Source organism: Serratia sp. CY56464 (assembly GCF_052168435.1).
Classification (GTDB): Bacteria; Pseudomonadota; Gammaproteobacteria; order Enterobacterales; family Enterobacteriaceae; genus Serratia; species Serratia marcescens.
The window spans coordinates 1-14,299 of sequence record NZ_JBJNMV010000001.1 but is presented as its reverse complement, the minus strand read 5'-3'; the positions used below and the strand labels follow the sequence as shown (position 1 = coordinate 14,299).

The following is a 14,299-nucleotide window of genomic DNA, read 5'->3' as shown; positions in this document are numbered from 1 at the left end:
CACAAACTTTGAAGCGCGCCATAACCTTGGTCGAAAGAGCGTTTTAAAAGTAAAAAAAGAAGATCTGCGAGACGAGCAGAGAAACGCCGCCGTCAGCGCGGCGGCAGCGTGGCGCGCCAGGCGTTGAGCGTCTCCACCTGGCCGGCGCAAATGTGTAACGAGGTTTGTAACGCCAGGACATAGCTCACCGCATCCCCCCAGGTCTCTCCCTCTAACTGCGGTTGTTCACAGGGAGCGAACACCGACTCAGGGGGCAACAGCGGCACGGCCTGCGGCGTCGGCCGGGCGCAGGAGCTCAAGCACAGCGCCAGGCAGAGGCTGAGCGGCGCAGGGATCGTTTTTAATCGCTTCACGGTATTTCCTCTGATAAGCCTCGTGTTGTTGGCGCAACTGCCGTTCCTGCCGCTGCTGCGCCGCCATCAGCGCGCGATTTTGCGCATCCTGTGTCTGCAAGGTGGCGATAAGCCCCGCCTGCTGCGCTAGGCTTTTTTGCAGTTCCGCCGCCTGTTGCCGCGCGGACGCCAACTGGTGCGACAACAGCGAGCTATAGCCGCCCAGGCAGATGGCCGCCAGCAACAACAGCAGCAAGCCGCCCTGCATCAGTTTTTGCAGCCAGCCGCTCATGCCGGATAGTCCCGGAACGGCAGTTGGAAGTGCGGGCCATCCTTGAGGGTTTTCCACTCGCCGCCCCATTCGACGTTGATGCCGCATTCACGCGCCGCGCGCCGCACCGCCACCGCAATCTGCGCGTAGTAATCCCACTCCCAGGAGGCCACGCCCGCCGGCATCGCCACCACGTCCACCGCGTGCCCGGTCAGGTGGCGGCTGCGCAGCGTTTGGCTGCTGCCGGCGCGCACCATTTCCCGCTGGCGCGCCATGCTGCGCAGCCCCTCGCTGACGGAAAACGGCACCAGCGAATAACGCAGCGCCAGGCGAATAACGCGCACCAGATCCGGGTGCACACCGCGCAGGTTCTCTTCGCTGCGGGCGGTAAAACGAATCTCTTCAATGTCATTTAACATTTTTAAACCCCGTCTTTTTGCCGATGAATTTTTTAATTAAGGCGTTGATGTAATCCGCCCCCATAAAACCAATCAGTACGCTGGCCAAATTCGCCCACTTTAATTCCAGGCCCATCAGCGCCAGCGCATCGCGCACCGTCCAGGCCAATAACGCGCACATCGCCGCATTCAATAAACGGCGCCGAATTCCCACGTTGCGGTAAGCGCCATGTAATAGCGCCATCACGCCGGCCAGAATGGCGTTCAATACCGGCTGAAGATATTCACATACTCGCTGGACTATTAAGCCAACAGCGTCAGGCTCTATGCTGGACATAGCTCATCTCCTTTTTATTTTTAATTAAATGCCAATCACGGCCGGCGGGACATCGGATACTCAGAATCTAGTTAAGGATGCTATTACAAAGCAAATGAATAAATACAGGCCCTATGGTCGAATTCATTCACGCTGAACGTTGGCACAACACATAAAACGCCAATGCATGCGGCAGTTAATAAAAATTCATTCTTATGGTGATTTATTTCGACTTTTATTCCCGAGGAAAATAAACATTAATGGCGACGGGGAATATTCCCCCATTGAAAAACATCCACTCTGGAGAAATGCCATGTCCACACGCAAAGCCGTTATTGGGTATTATTTTATTCCGACCAACCAAATCAATAATTACACCGAGACCGATACGTCTGTCGTACCGTTCCCGGTTTCCAACATCACGCCGGCCAAAGCCAAACAGCTGACGCACATTAACTTCTCGTTCCTGGATATCAACAGCAACCTGGAATGCGCCTGGGATCCGGCCACCAACGACGCCAAGGCGCGCGATGTGGTCAACCGTTTAACCGCGCTCAAAGCGCACAACCCCAGCCTGCGCATCATGTTCTCCATCGGCGGCTGGTACTACTCCAACGATCTGGGCGTGTCGCACGCCAACTACGTCAACGCGGTGAAAACCCCGGCGGCGCGCACCAAGTTCGCCCAATCCTGCGTGCGCATCATGAAGGATTACGGCTTCGACGGCGTGGACATCGACTGGGAGTATCCGCAGGCGGCGGAAGTGGACGGTTTCATCGCCGCGCTGCAGGAGATCCGCACCTTGCTGAACCAGCAAACCATCGCGGACGGCCGCCAGGCGTTGCCGTATCAGTTGACCATCGCCGGCGCCGGCGGCGCCTTCTTCCTGTCGCGCTATTACAGCAAGCTGGCGCAAATCGTCGCGCCACTCGATTACATCAACCTGATGACCTACGATCTGGCCGGCCCCTGGGAGAAGATCACCAACCACCAGGCGGCGCTGTTCGGCGACGCGGCCGGGCCGACCTTCTACAACGCGCTGCGCGAAGCCAATCTGGGCTGGAGCTGGGAAGAGCTGACCCGCGCTTTCCCCAGCCCGTTCAGCCTGACGGTCGACGCCGCCGTGCAGCAGCACCTGATGATGGAAGGCGTGCCGAGCGCCAAAATCGTCATGGGCGTGCCCTTCTACGGCCGCGCCTTCAAGGGCGTCAGCGGCGGCAACGGCGGCCAGTACAGCAGCCACAGCACGCCGGGCGAAGATCCGTATCCGAACGCCGATTACTGGCTGGTGGGCTGCGACGAGTGCGTGCGCGACAAGGATCCGCGCATCGCCTCCTATCGCCAGCTGGAGCAGATGCTGCAGGGCAACTACGGCTATCAGCGGTTGTGGAACGATAAGACCAAAACCCCGTATCTGTATCATGCGCAGAACGGGCTGTTTGTCACCTATGACGATGCCGAGAGCTTCAAATACAAAGCGAAGTACATCAAGCAGCAGCAGCTGGGCGGCGTAATGTTCTGGCATTTGGGGCAAGACAACCGCAACGGCGATCTGCTGGCCGCGCTGGATCGCTATTTCAACGCCGCAGACTACGACGACAGCCAGCTGGATATGGGCACCGGCCTGCGATACACCGGCGTTGGCCCCGGCAACCTGCCGATCATGACCGCGCCGGCCTATGTGCCGGGCACCACTTACGCCCAGGGCGCGCTGGTGTCCTACCAAGGCTACGTCTGGCAGACCAAGTGGGGTTACATCACCTCGGCGCCCGGCTCAGACAGCGCCTGGCTGAAGGTGGGCCGCCTGGCGTAAGCCGTAAAAAAACCCCGTAGCCGAATGCTGCGGGGTTTTCATTGAGTTAACCGTTTGATTTTCGCGTCCCTTCGTCTCTATTCCATCAGTTGTGGCACCACGGATAGCCGCCATCCCGTACCACTTCGCGGCCCATCAGGCTGTAGACATCGCTTTTGCGCGTCAGCCGCTCATGCCACCAGTTAAACCCGGCGCCCTTGCTGGCCGGGTGCCACGCCAGCCAAATCATTTCGTCGCCCTTTTGCATTTCCACCGGCACCGTCACCAGTTCGCCGCTGGCCAATTCCTTTTCGATCAAAGCAGGCGGCAGAAAAGCGTGGCCGATGCCGCGCTTGAGCAGCGCCAGATTGCTTTCCACGTCGCATACCACCAACTGACGCTGCAAGGGCAGCGTGCCGTGATTGCGCTTGGGCAGCTCGTGGCTGCTGTCGGCGATCACCACCACGATGTCGTTCAACCGCTGTTTCTTGCACACCGGTTTTCTCTGCGCCGCGAACGGGTGCGAAGGCGACACGCATAGCACAAAGTTGAGCTTGCCGAGCATCAGGGTTTTGGCCTGCACGCTGTCGGGAATTTGGCCGATGGCGATGATCAGATCCGCCCGGTTGTTCTTCAGCGCATCCCAGGTACCGTTCAACGCTTCCCGCTGCACCGAGATACTGGCGTTCGGGCAATGCTGAATATAGTCGCGGATATCCTGCGTCAGGGTTTCCAACGGGAAGAAGGTGTCTACCGCCAAGCGGATATTATTGTCCAGCTTGGGAATGTTGCGCACCCGGCTTTCCAGATCCTGCACCGCATTTAATATCCAGCTGCCCTCCTGCAGGAGAAACTCCCCTTCATCCGTCAGGGTAATCATGGGGCCATTGCGATGAAAAAGTTTCACGCAGAGTTTGCTTTCAATATTGGAAACCCGATAAGAAATCGCCGAAGGCGTTTTATGCAGTGCCTCCGCCGCCATAGAGAAAGATCCGGTGCTCTTGATGGTGCTGATTATTTTAATCGCGTCCAGGGATAATCTAGTCATACAAATTCCTCTTTAAAATAAAATAAGAAAAATGACACTAAATTCCCAAGGTGGTGGCGCACAAAAATCGATCAAATCGAACAAGGGTACTCATAGCAACAAGCAATATACTTCATAAATGAGAGCGCTATCTTAAATACTATTCATCACGACCTGATATAAAATTCATCATAGCGCCCTACTTTTACACTGTGACAGTTAAATAAATTCGGCCTAACGATCAAAGATCGTCATCATAATATTTTTCGTTAATAGCCAGTAAAACATTCCAATCTACGGCCAAACCAGAATGGTAAAAATAAAACAAGCCGACAAGAGGGGTTATTTCCAATTGCGTTATTAGTCTCTCATTTTGTCGGTGAAATACGCTCAACTTACAACATAATTTCAGTCAGGAGTGACTTATGAACAAAACTTCCCGTACCCTGCTCTCTCTGGGCCTGCTGAGCGCGGCCATGTTCGGCGTTTCACAACAGGCGAATGCTCACGGTTATGTCGAATCGCCGGCCAGCCGCGCCTATCAGTGCAAACTGCAGCTCAACACGCAGTGCGGCAGCGTGCAGTACGAACCGCAGAGCGTCGAAGGCCTGAAAGGCTTCCCACAGGCCGGCCCGGCTGACGGCCACATCGCCAGCGCCGACAAGTCCACCTTCTTCGAACTGGATCAGCAAACGCCGACGCGCTGGAACAAGCTCAACCTGAAAACCGGCCCGAACTCCTTTACCTGGAAGCTGACCGCCCGTCACAGCACCACCAGCTGGCGCTATTTCATCACCAAGCCGAACTGGGACGCTTCGCAGCCGCTGACCCGCGCTTCCTTTGACCTGACGCCGTTCTGCCAGTTCAACGACGGCGGCGCCATCCCTGCCGCACAGGTCACCCACCAGTGCAACATACCGGCAGATCGCAGCGGTTCGCACGTGATCCTTGCCGTGTGGGACATAGCCGACACCGCCAACGCCTTCTATCAGGCGATCGACGTCAACCTGAGCAAATAATCGGTCAAATGAAGAGATCGTTGAGGGTTCAGCCTGGCGCTGAACCCTTTTTTTTTGCAGGTGCCGCTATTGCGACATGTTGAGGATAGTGCGCACATTGAGCGCGCTGGTGGCGATAATGTCGATGGCGCCGGTGCGCAAAGCGCCCAAAATCGCCAACGCCTTGGTATTCTCGGAAGCAATGGCGATCACGCAAGGGATTTTGCGCAGCTCATCAATGCTCAGCCCGATCACTCTGTCATTCATCACCGTGTCGACATGCTGCCCCTGAGCATTGAAAAAGTCATAGCCGGCGATGTCGCCGATCACGCCCTGATTAAGGCTGGCGTCGATAATCTCGTGCGGCGTAAACCACCCCAATTTCACCATATAGCTGTTTTCATTCATGTCGCCAATACCGACTAACGCCACATCGGCCTTACGCGCGCGGTCCAGCGTTTCCTTGATCGTGCCGTTCTGCATGAAGGCGTCTTTCAGCGCGCGATTTTCGACGTAGGCCGGCGCGTAAAGCGTCTCGCTGCTGCCGCCGAACTTCTTCGCCAAGCGCCGACTGATATGGTCGGCGTTGATCGCATCGCCCGGACGGTGGGTGCCGCCGATGCCGCAGATGAACTTGCAGTTGCGTTCCGTCACGCTGCCGACGTGATCGGCGATCGCCGCCACGTTGCGTCCCTGGCCGACCGCCAACACCATATCGTCTTTCAGCGACATCGCCAGATAGTTGGACACCAGCGCCGCCACCTGCCGACGCTGTTCCTCTTCGTCCTGATGGTCGAGCGCGATCAACGCGCGGCTGATGGGAAAACGTTCCATCATCTGCTGTTCCAGCCGGGTGCTGAATACCGGGTGATAACGCACGTTGATCTCGACGATGCCTTCTTCCTTGGCGCGCTTGAGCAAACGACCGACTTTGATCCGTGAGATGCCGAATTTTTTGGCGATCTCTTCCTGCGTGATCTCATCCTGATAATAAGCAACGGCGATTTCGGTCAGCAGTTCGTTATCCTGGGACACAGTTTGTTTTTCCATCCGTTAGACGTTTCCCCACGGCAGGCCGGTTGATGATGGCGGAGGGACGATACACGCCCCTCCGACAAGGCTGAATGCCCGCTAGTATAACGCGTTCAAGCGGCAACGGTATTCAGTCGTTGTTCCACCTCGTCCGCCAATCGGGTCAAGAGCAGGCAGCAAGATACCGCGCCGGCGTCCAGTACGCCGCGCGAACGCTCGCCCAGACGGCTGGCGCGGCCGATTTTCGCCACCAGCTCGCGCGTGGAATCGCGCCCGCGTTCCGCGGCGATCCTCATCTTTTCCAGCGCTGCGGCGAAGTCGTCACCGCGCCCGGCCGCCTGCTCAAACGCCGCCACCGCCGGTATCAGCGTATCCATCAGACACTTGTCGCCCACGCCCGCGCTGCTGATGTCCTGCAGTTCGCTCAATCCGCCGTGCAACATCGCCAAAAATGCCTGCTTATCCAGCACACTGCGCTCACGGACGCTCTCCGCCATGCCCATGAACAGGCTGCCGTACAGCGGCCCCATCGAACCGCCGATGCCCTCCATCAGCGCATCCGATACCGCATCGAACGCCTGCGCCAGCGTGAGCTCGCGGCCGCGAATGGCATCGCCGCACATCGCGAATCCCTTCGACATATTAATGCCGTGGTCACCGTCGCCGATGGCGCCGTCGATTTCGCTGAGGTATTCGCGGTTGCTGACAATGGTTTCTATCAGCCCCGTAACGATCTCACTGCCGTACCGGGTTGAAATTTGTTCCGTCATGATTCACTCCACCTGGGTTAAGCCTAAAGATTGCGCCGGCATGTCCAGCAGCGTTTTCAGTTCGTCATCCAGCGTCATCAGCGTCAGCGTCACGCCCATCATTTCCAGCGACGTGAAGTAATTGCCGACGTAGCGCCGATGCACCCGCACGCCTTTCGCCGTCAACCGGCGCTCTATTTCGGCATAATAGATATACAGCTCCATCACCGGCGTGGCGCCAAGCCCGGAGATCAGCAACGCCACCTCCTGGCCTTGTTCCAACGGCATATCGTTGAGCACAAAATCGAGCATGGTGCCGGCCATCGCCGACGCCGACTGGATCGGCGATACCTCAATGCCCGGTTCGCCGTGATGGCCGATGCCGATCTCCATCTTGCCGTCTTCGATATGAAAATTGGGTTTGCCGACCGCGGGAATGGTGCAGGAACTGAGGCCGACGCCGATCGAACGACACCGGTCGATGGCTTTTTGCGCCGCGCCGATCACGCCGTCCAGATCGTATCCCTTGGCCGCCGCCGCCGCGCCGACCTTCCACATCAGAATTTCGCCGGCCACGCCGCGTCGCTTATCCCTCTCACTGGCCGGCGCCGAGGCGACGTCATCGTTGGCCACCACGGTTTTCACCCGTATGCCGGCCGCCGTCGCCTTCTTGATCGCCATCTTGACGTTCATGTTATCGCCGGCGTAGTTGCCGTACAGGCAAGCGACGCCCGCACCGCTGTCCGCCGCCTTGAAGGCGTCGAGAAAAGCCCCCGCCGTAGGCGATGAAAAAATCTCGCCAATCGCGACGGCATCCAGCATGTTTTTGCCGACATAGCCCAGGAACGCCGGCTCATGGCCGGAGCCGCCGCCGGTGACGATGCCCACTTTGCCGGCGATCGGCGCAGGCGGATATTTCAACACCCGCGCATTGTCGGTGGCGGCGTAATAGTTCGGGTGGGCCAGCCTGTAGCCCTGGATGGCGTCTTCCACTACGTGATCGGGATCGTTAATGATTCTGTTCATCGCGGCCTCTCTGTCGCCTGAATAAGAAATTATTGAATGGTGTAACCGCCGTCGACCACCAGGTTGGCGCCGGTGATCATCGCCGCCGCGTCACCGGCCAAAAACAGGGCGCTGGCGGCGATATCTTGCGGCTCAGCAAAGCGCCGCAGCGGAATTTTCTGCTTCATCTGCTCAGCCACCTCGCCAGACCAGGCCTTACGGCCCAGCTCCGTCAAAACCACGGTGGGTGAAATGGCGTTGACCCGCACGTTGTGCGGCCCCCACTCCAGCGCCAGCACCTGGGTCAACCCGATAACGCCCGCTTTGCTGGCGCAATAGGCCAGGTGATTAGGCAAAGCCACCACCCCGGCCTGCGAGGCGAGATTGATGATGCTGCCGCCGCGCTGACTAATGAAACGGCGCCCTACCGCCTGGCAGGTAAGAAACACGCCTTTCAGGTTGACCGCCAGGGTTGCATCCCACGCCGTTTCCGGCAGCTCCTCGGCTGGATGCAGCGCGACGATGCCGGCGCTGTTGACCAGCACGTCCAGCCGCCCGAAATGCGCCTCAATCTGCGCCACCGCCCGCTCCACCGACGCGGCATCGGTGACGTCGGCCACGACGCCCAGCGCCGCCTCGGCGTCCAGCTGTCGCGCCACTTCCGCAACCTGCGGCGCCCGATCGAGCAGCGCCACGCGCGCGCCGTTTTGCAGATAGCGTTCGGCAATCGCGAGACCGATCCCTGCAGCGCCGCCGGTAATCAGCGCCACCTTGCCCTGCAGCGAGAGCTCGCGCGGCGCCGTAGTTTGATGATTAATCATAAATTTCCCCTTAAAACTGTGAACTTCACGATCGGTCAGGATATTTTCGCCAAACTCGCGCCGCGTTCTTCCTGCGCCGTCGCGCTTTCTTTCGGCAGCGTGACAAATTTCATCAGCACGCCGCTGAACAGGTACAAGCCGGTAAAGATCCAGATCACGCCAACGGTGCCGAGGCTGCCGATAAACAGCCCCACCACCGCCGGGCCGACAAAGGTGCTCAGGCCGGCGCCCAGATTGAGAATCGACATCGCCGCGCCCTTATTATCCGGCGCCAGCGACGGCATGATGGCCGACAACGGCACAAACGCCGCCAGACAGGCGCCGAACAAACCGGCGGCGCAAACGGTCAGCAGGTAGTTGGCGCCGAAGAATTGCGGCACGTAGTAGAACATCAGCGTGGTCAAGGCGCAGCCGACGCAGCCGAACCACATCACCACATTGCGCCAGCCGAGCCCGTCGCTGATCACGCCGAAAATCAGGTTGAAAATGATGTTGACCGTCCACAGCGCGGCGTACATCTGCAGCCAATGCGTGCGGGTGAACCCCATATCCATCATGTACATGGGCATGAATACGACGAAGCCGTAAGCCGCAGAGGTATTAATGGTGCGCACGATGCCGCCCAGGCCAATCTTCGGGTTTTCAAACGCGATGGTGATGCCCTTCAAGACGTAACCCAGCGACGCTTTTTCCCGGTTGCCGCTCTGTGCCGCGCCGTCGTCGCGATTGAGCATCAGCGCAATCACCGCGCCCAACACGACGAAAATCAGCGCGCTCCACAGCGTGTGGATCTCGCCGAGATAAGGCAGCATGATGCTGGAATACAGCACGCCCAGCACGCTGAGCCCGCCGCTGTAGACGAACCAGAAAATCCCCACCGCCGACCCCAGCCTTTCCGGCGGCGCTTCATACGCCACCCACACCAGAAAACCGTAGGCAAATAGCGGATAGCCCAGGCCGCGCAGCGCATAGGTCGGCACCATGATCGCCAGGTTGTTGCTCGGCAGGCCGAACGTCAAAAAACACACCGAACCGAATAGAAACAGCAGCAGGCCGGCCAACATCACCCGCCGGGCGGTAAAGATTTCCGCCAGCACGCCGGAAAACCAGGCGGCGATCGCGGCCGCAAAGCCATAAACGCTGAACAGCAGCGCCGATTCCTGAATGCTAAGCCCTTTGCCAATCAAATAAGGCGACAGCCATCCTTGTTCCAGCCCTTCGCCCATCATGAACACCAACACGCCGGCATAGCCCAGCAGCAGTTTCGGTGACAGACCAATGCGATGAATCAGTCCATGCAACATAGAACACCCCAGCACATGTGATTATGGAGGCGCAGGCTCGCCCGCACCCGAGGAACGACGCAGGTTTCAGAGGTTTGGATTAAGCACCACTTTGATTGAACCGATGCCGCGCTTCATCAGCTCGAAACCTTCGGCGAACTGTTCCAGCGGCAACGTATGCGTCACCACGCCTTCGGTCGGCAGATCGCCATTGGCGATGCCTTCGATCACCAGCGGGTAGCAGTAAGGGCCGAGGTGCGAACCGAGCACGTCCAGCTCCTTGCGGTCGCTGATGATGCTCCAATCGACGGTCACCGGATCCTTGAACACGGAAAATTCGACGAAGGTGCCGAGCTTGCGGATCAGCGTCAGGCCCTGTTCCACGGACTTCTGTGCGCCGGTCGCCTCGATGTAGATGTCGCAGCCGTAGCCGTCGGTCATCGCTTTAACCGCGGCGGGCACGTCGTCACGGGTGGGATTCAGCGTCACATCCGCGCCGAAGCGCTTCGCCAAGGCCAGACGTTCGTCGGACAGATCCAGCACCACCAGCTTCGAAGGCCCGGACTTTTTGATCGCCCCGATCATGCCCAGCCCCAGGGTGCCGGCGCCGGCCAACACCACCACATCGCCCAGTTTGATATTGGCGCGTTGCACCGCATGGAAGGAGCAAGCATAGGGTTCGATCAGAATGGCTTTTTCGATCGGCAGGTCGGCCGGCACATGGTAGTTAATCGCCTCTTTGGTGAACTTCATGTACTCGGCCATGCCGCCGTTAACGTTTTTCTGGAAACCGTACAGGTCATGCTTTTCGCACATCCAATACTGACCGCGGTTGCAGAAGCGGCATTGCCAGCAGGGAACGATTTGTTCTGATATCACGCGATCGCCGAGATTGAAGCCCTCGACGCCTTCGCCGTACCCCACGACATGGCCAATAAATTCATGGCCGGGGATCATCGGCGCCTTGATGTACGCCGGTTGTTTTTCATCGCCCCAGAAGCTGGGCGCCCCTTCGAACGCTTTAACATCACCGGCGCAGATGCCGCAGGCCTCGATCTTCACCAGGATCTCTTTCGGGCCGATCTTCGGTACCGGCACCTGTTCCAGGCGGTAATCTTTCGGGGCGTACGCCACAACCGCCTTCATGATCTCGGGGATACCGGCCGCCATTTTCGCCTCTGTTATGCAGGTCTGACACATAGCACTCTCCTCTGGTAGGGGAACTTATTTTGATCATTAATACAAACAAAGAACAAATGAACACTAACGCCGCGCGTTCAATTTGCCCACAGTGAACTTATCAAAGTGTGATATCGCTCAAAAACCCGTCTCAACTAGGGTAAACAACGATTGAAAGCCCTTTTTTAGTGACTGATATCACCTTTTACAGTGGCAAACTGAAAAATCCAGCAAAAAACAAAAGAACATCAATTGAACATTTGATTAAACAGGGATACGGTAATGAACGTGGCGCCACCGAGGATCGCCACCCTTTTCGTTACCAATCAGGAGACCGCTATGCTGCCTATCGCCATCGGCGCCGATGATGCCGCCATTGAACTGAAGGATCTGATCGTTGCCCACCTGCAACAACGGGACATCCCCGTCATTGACTACACGACGGATCGCGCCGCAGAAACGGGGATCTATCCCGATATCGCCTATCGCGTCGCGCAGGCGATACGGGAGGAAAAACATCGGCGGGGCATCCTGCTGTGCGGCACCGGCATCGGTATGAGCATCGTGGCCAATAAAGTGCCCGGCATTCGTGCGGCGCAATGTCACGATACCTACTCCGCCCAACGGGCGCGCAAAAGCAATGATGCTCAGATCATCACGCTGGGCGCGCGGGTCATCGGTGCCGAACTGGCGAAAACCATCGTCGATGCCTGGCTGGAATCGGAGTTTGAAGGGGGAGGATCGGCGCCGAAAGTCGAGCGAATCGGCTATTACGAAAACGCGGCCGGACGGCGTTAAACCGCCTGCAGTCTCGATGGCGGTCGCGCGCAAGCCGCGCTCCGCCTGGGTTTATTCGGCATTCATTGTTATTATCCATCGCAACAATCAGAAAAAGCGCATTTTCATTCTCGATCCGATGATGCAGTGTGTTCCCCCTATGATGAAAAAGGTTCTCATTTCCCTACATTGAGCTTGGTCAAGGAGCTTATCAATGAATCAATTAGACGCACTCAAGCAGCTGACCACGGTGGTCGCCGACAGCGGCGATATCGAATCCATCCGCCAGTTCGAACCCCAGGACGCCACCACCAACCCTTCGCTGATCCTGAAAGCCGCCGCGCTGCCGCAGTACAAAGCGCTGATCACCGAAGCGCTGGAGTATGCCCGCCGCCAGGGCGGCAGCAAGGAAACCCAGCTGATCAACGCCAGCGATAAACTGGCGGTCAACATCGGCGTCGAGATCCTCAAAAGCGTGCCGGGCCGCATCTCCACCGAAGTGGACGCCCGCCTGTCGTTCGATCGCGGCATGTGCGTCGCCAAAGCGCGCAAACTGATCGGCATGTATCAGGAACAGGGCATCGACAAATCGCGCATCCTGATCAAACTGGCTTCCACCTGGGAAGGCATCAAAGCCGCCGAAGAGCTGGAAAAAGAAGGCATCAACACCAACCTGACGCTGCTGTTCTCCTTCGCCCAGGCCCGCGCCTGCGCCGAAGCCGGCGTGTATCTGATCTCGCCGTTCGTCGGCCGCATCTATGACTGGTATCAGGCCAAACAGCCTGCCGCCGACTACGACGCCGATCAGGATCCGGGCGTGAAATCGGTGCGCACCATCTATGAATACTACAAGCGTCATCGTTACCAGACGGTGATCATGGGCGCCAGCTTCCGCAAGGTTGAGCAAATCCTGGCGCTGGCCGGCTGCGATCGCCTGACCATCGCGCCGAACCTGCTGGAACAGCTGAAAAACAGCGAACAGCCGGTCGAGCGCAAGCTGACCCCGTCGACCGAGGGCTTCCACCAACCTGCCCCGCTGGCCGAAGCGGAGTTCCGCTGGCTGCACAACCAGGACGCCATGGCGGTGGAAAAACTCGCCGAAGGCATTCGCCTGTTCGCCGTCGACCAGCAGAAGCTGGAAGACATGTTGGCCGCTCAACTGTAATCGCACTGGAGTTTCGTTATGTCTTCTCGTAAAGAGCTTGCCAACGCTATCCGCGCACTCAGCATGGACGCCGTACAAAAAGCAAATTCCGGCCACCCGGGGGCCCCTATGGGCATGGCGGACATCGCCGAAGTCCTGTGGCGTGACTACCTCAACCACAACCCGACTAACCCGCACTGGGCTGACCGCGACCGTTTCGTGCTCTCCAACGGCCACGGCTCCATGTTGATTTACAGCCTCCTGCACCTCACCGGCTACGACCTGCCGATGCGCGAGCTGGAGAACTTCCGTCAGCTGCATTCCAAAACCCCGGGCCACCCGGAGTACGGCTACACCCCGGGCGTTGAAACCACCACCGGCCCGCTGGGCCAGGGCATCGCCAACGCCGTCGGCTTCGCCATCGCCGAACGCACCCTGGCGGCGCAGTTCAACCGCCCCGGCCACGACATCGTCGACCACCACACCTACGCCTTCATGGGCGACGGCTGCATGATGGAAGGCATCTCGCACGAAGTCTGCTCCCTGGCCGGCACCCTCAAGCTCGGCAAGCTGACCGCCTTCTACGATGACAACGGCATCTCTATCGACGGCCACGTCGACGGCTGGTTCACCGACGACACCGCCCTGCGTTTCGAAGCCTACGGCTGGCACGTGGTGCGCAACGTCGACGGCCACAACCCGGACGCCATCAAGGCCGCGATTGAAGAAGCCCGCAAGGTGACCGACAAGCCGTCGCTGCTGATGTGCAAGACCGTTATCGGCTTCGGTTCGCCGAACAAGGCCGGCACCCATGACGTGCACGGCGCTGCGCTGGGCGCCGCCGAAGTGGCCGCCACCCGCGAAGCGCTGGGCTGGAAATACGCCGCCTTTGAAATCCCGCAGGACATCTACGCTCAGTGGGACGCCAAAGAAGCCGGTCAGGCCAAGGAAGCGGCCTGGAACGACAAGTTCGCCGCCTACGCCAGGGCCTTCCCGGAACTGGCCGCCGAGTTCAAGCGCCGCATGAACGGCGAGCTGCCGGCCGACTGGAAAGCTGACGCCAAAGCGTTCGTGGAAAAACTGCAGGCCAACCCGGCCAACATCGCCAGCCGCAAGGCGTCGCAGAACGCGCTGGAAGCGTTCGGCAAGGTGCTGCCGGAGTTCCTGGGCGGCTC

General features: G+C 58.7%; 16 protein-coding genes. 5 read left to right on the top strand and 11 right to left on the bottom strand.

What is annotated here, in order from left to right; genetic code table 11:
• Positions 1-92 precede the first annotated feature (92 nt).
• The 4 genes from lysC to ACJ8KE_RS00065 are packed head-to-tail and all read right to left on the bottom strand — an operon-like array spanning position 93 to position 1,338.
• Positions 93-266, bottom strand: coding sequence for an Rz1-like lysis system protein LysC (gene lysC / locus ACJ8KE_RS00080; protein ID WP_033634179.1), 174 nt, complete (start codon positions 264-266; stop codon positions 93-95).
• Positions 247-624, bottom strand: a complete 378-nt coding sequence (locus ACJ8KE_RS00075; RefSeq protein WP_028127771.1) for a DUF2570 family protein — start codon at positions 622-624, stop codon at positions 247-249. The genes lysC and ACJ8KE_RS00075 overlap by 20 nt, the downstream gene beginning before the upstream one ends.
• Positions 621-1,022 (bottom strand): M15 family metallopeptidase, encoded by a 402-nt coding sequence (locus ACJ8KE_RS00070; RefSeq protein ID WP_049299551.1) that lies wholly within the window; start codon positions 1,020-1,022, stop codon positions 621-623. The genes ACJ8KE_RS00075 and ACJ8KE_RS00070 overlap by 4 nt, the downstream gene beginning before the upstream one ends.
• Positions 1,012-1,338, bottom strand: a complete 327-nt coding sequence (locus tag ACJ8KE_RS00065; RefSeq protein WP_004936551.1) for a phage holin, lambda family — start codon at positions 1,336-1,338, stop codon at positions 1,012-1,014. The genes ACJ8KE_RS00070 and ACJ8KE_RS00065 overlap by 11 nt, the downstream gene beginning before the upstream one ends.
• Positions 1,339-1,630: 292 nt before the next feature.
• On the opposite strand from ACJ8KE_RS00065, the gene ACJ8KE_RS00060 reads away from it, so the two are divergent.
• Entirely contained in the window at positions 1,631-3,130 is a 1,500-nt protein-coding gene (locus tag ACJ8KE_RS00060; RefSeq protein ID WP_016926761.1) for a glycosyl hydrolase family 18 protein, read from the top strand.
• Positions 3,131-3,215: 85 nt separating this feature from the next.
• Here ACJ8KE_RS00060 and ACJ8KE_RS00055 read toward each other — a convergent pair whose 3' ends face one another.
• Positions 3,216-4,157, bottom strand: a complete 942-nt coding sequence (locus ACJ8KE_RS00055) for a LysR family transcriptional regulator (RefSeq protein WP_025303805.1) — start codon at positions 4,155-4,157, stop codon at positions 3,216-3,218.
• A 404-nt stretch (positions 4,158-4,561) separates the two neighbouring features.
• Here ACJ8KE_RS00055 and ACJ8KE_RS00050 point away from each other — a divergent pair, with 404 nt between their 5' ends.
• Positions 4,562-5,155 carry a lytic polysaccharide monooxygenase gene (locus ACJ8KE_RS00050; RefSeq protein WP_004936574.1) on the top strand — a complete coding sequence of 198 codons (594 nt, stop codon included), beginning with the start codon at positions 4,562-4,564 and terminating at the stop codon, positions 5,153-5,155.
• Between the two features lie 66 nt (positions 5,156-5,221).
• On the opposite strand, the gene ACJ8KE_RS00045 is transcribed toward ACJ8KE_RS00050, so the two are convergent.
• The 6 genes from ACJ8KE_RS00045 to ACJ8KE_RS00020 form a co-directional block, all read right to left on the bottom strand.
• The gene (locus ACJ8KE_RS00045; protein ID WP_004936575.1) at positions 5,222-6,184 is read right to left on the bottom strand and encodes a sugar-binding transcriptional regulator; all 963 of its coding nucleotides are present in this window, start codon (positions 6,182-6,184) and stop codon (positions 5,222-5,224) included.
• A 95-nt stretch (positions 6,185-6,279) separates the two neighbouring features.
• Positions 6,280-6,936 carry a dihydroxyacetone kinase subunit DhaL gene (gene dhaL / locus ACJ8KE_RS00040; RefSeq protein WP_033639687.1) on the bottom strand — a complete coding sequence of 219 codons (657 nt, stop codon included), beginning with the start codon at positions 6,934-6,936 and terminating at the stop codon, positions 6,280-6,282.
• Positions 6,937-6,939: 3 nt separating this feature from the next.
• Positions 6,940-7,941, bottom strand: a complete 1,002-nt coding sequence (locus ACJ8KE_RS00035; RefSeq protein WP_033639686.1) for a dihydroxyacetone kinase subunit DhaK — start codon at positions 7,939-7,941, stop codon at positions 6,940-6,942.
• Positions 7,942-7,970: 29 nt separating this feature from the next.
• Complete coding sequence (locus ACJ8KE_RS00030) at positions 7,971-8,741, bottom strand: SDR family oxidoreductase (RefSeq protein WP_042705973.1); 771 nt, start codon at positions 8,739-8,741, stop codon at positions 7,971-7,973.
• Positions 8,742-8,776: 35 nt separating this feature from the next.
• Complete coding sequence (locus ACJ8KE_RS00025) at positions 8,777-10,045, bottom strand: MFS transporter (RefSeq protein ID WP_004936588.1); 1,269 nt, start codon at positions 10,043-10,045, stop codon at positions 8,777-8,779.
• 66 nt (positions 10,046-10,111) lie between these two features.
• A complete protein-coding gene (locus tag ACJ8KE_RS00020) occupies positions 10,112-11,224 on the bottom strand; it encodes an MDR/zinc-dependent alcohol dehydrogenase-like family protein (protein WP_028127773.1) in 1,113 nt (370 codons plus the stop codon).
• Positions 11,225-11,542: 318 nt separating this feature from the next.
• Between ACJ8KE_RS00020 and rpiB the strand changes: the two genes are divergently transcribed.
• From rpiB to ACJ8KE_RS00005, 3 genes are all read left to right on the top strand, one after another.
• Positions 11,543-12,001 carry a ribose 5-phosphate isomerase B gene (gene rpiB / locus ACJ8KE_RS00015; RefSeq protein WP_004936593.1) on the top strand — a complete coding sequence of 153 codons (459 nt, stop codon included), beginning with the start codon at positions 11,543-11,545 and terminating at the stop codon, positions 11,999-12,001.
• Positions 12,002-12,194: 193 nt separating this feature from the next.
• Positions 12,195-13,145: a transaldolase gene (tal, locus tag ACJ8KE_RS00010; RefSeq protein WP_016926754.1), complete on the top strand. Its 951-nt coding sequence runs from the start codon at positions 12,195-12,197 to the stop codon at positions 13,143-13,145.
• An 18-nt stretch (positions 13,146-13,163) separates the two neighbouring features.
• On the top strand, positions 13,164-14,299 hold a 1,136-nt coding region (locus ACJ8KE_RS00005), incomplete at its 3' end, for a transketolase family protein (RefSeq protein WP_319025367.1).

Coding starts and splice junctions, on each gene's coding strand:
- ACJ8KE_RS00070 (WP_049299551.1), bottom strand. CDS start 1,022: ATGTTAAATGACATTGAAGAGATTCGTTTTACCGCCCGCAGCGAAGAG.
- ACJ8KE_RS00035 (WP_033639686.1), bottom strand. CDS start 7,941: ATGAACAGAATCATTAACGATCCCGATCACGTAGTGGAAGACGCCATC.
- ACJ8KE_RS00055 (WP_025303805.1), bottom strand. CDS start 4,157: ATGACTAGATTATCCCTGGACGCGATTAAAATAATCAGCACCATCAAG.
- ACJ8KE_RS00030 (WP_042705973.1), bottom strand. CDS start 8,741: ATGATTAATCATCAAACTACGGCGCCGCGCGAGCTCTCGCTGCAGGGC.
- dhaL (WP_033639687.1), bottom strand. CDS start 6,936: ATGACGGAACAAATTTCAACCCGGTACGGCAGTGAGATCGTTACGGGG.
- ACJ8KE_RS00050 (WP_004936574.1), top strand. CDS start 4,562: ATGAACAAAACTTCCCGTACCCTGCTCTCTCTGGGCCTGCTGAGCGCG.
- ACJ8KE_RS00025 (WP_004936588.1), bottom strand. CDS start 10,045: ATGTTGCATGGACTGATTCATCGCATTGGTCTGTCACCGAAACTGCTG.
- ACJ8KE_RS00060 (WP_016926761.1), top strand. CDS start 1,631: ATGTCCACACGCAAAGCCGTTATTGGGTATTATTTTATTCCGACCAAC.
- ACJ8KE_RS00065 (WP_004936551.1), bottom strand. CDS start 1,338: ATGTCCAGCATAGAGCCTGACGCTGTTGGCTTAATAGTCCAGCGAGTA.
- ACJ8KE_RS00075 (WP_028127771.1), bottom strand. CDS start 624: ATGAGCGGCTGGCTGCAAAAACTGATGCAGGGCGGCTTGCTGCTGTTG.
- ACJ8KE_RS00045 (WP_004936575.1), bottom strand. CDS start 6,184: ATGGAAAAACAAACTGTGTCCCAGGATAACGAACTGCTGACCGAAATC.
- rpiB (WP_004936593.1), top strand. CDS start 11,543: ATGCTGCCTATCGCCATCGGCGCCGATGATGCCGCCATTGAACTGAAG.
- tal (WP_016926754.1), top strand. CDS start 12,195: ATGAATCAATTAGACGCACTCAAGCAGCTGACCACGGTGGTCGCCGAC.
- ACJ8KE_RS00020 (WP_028127773.1), bottom strand. CDS start 11,224: ATGTGTCAGACCTGCATAACAGAGGCGAAAATGGCGGCCGGTATCCCC.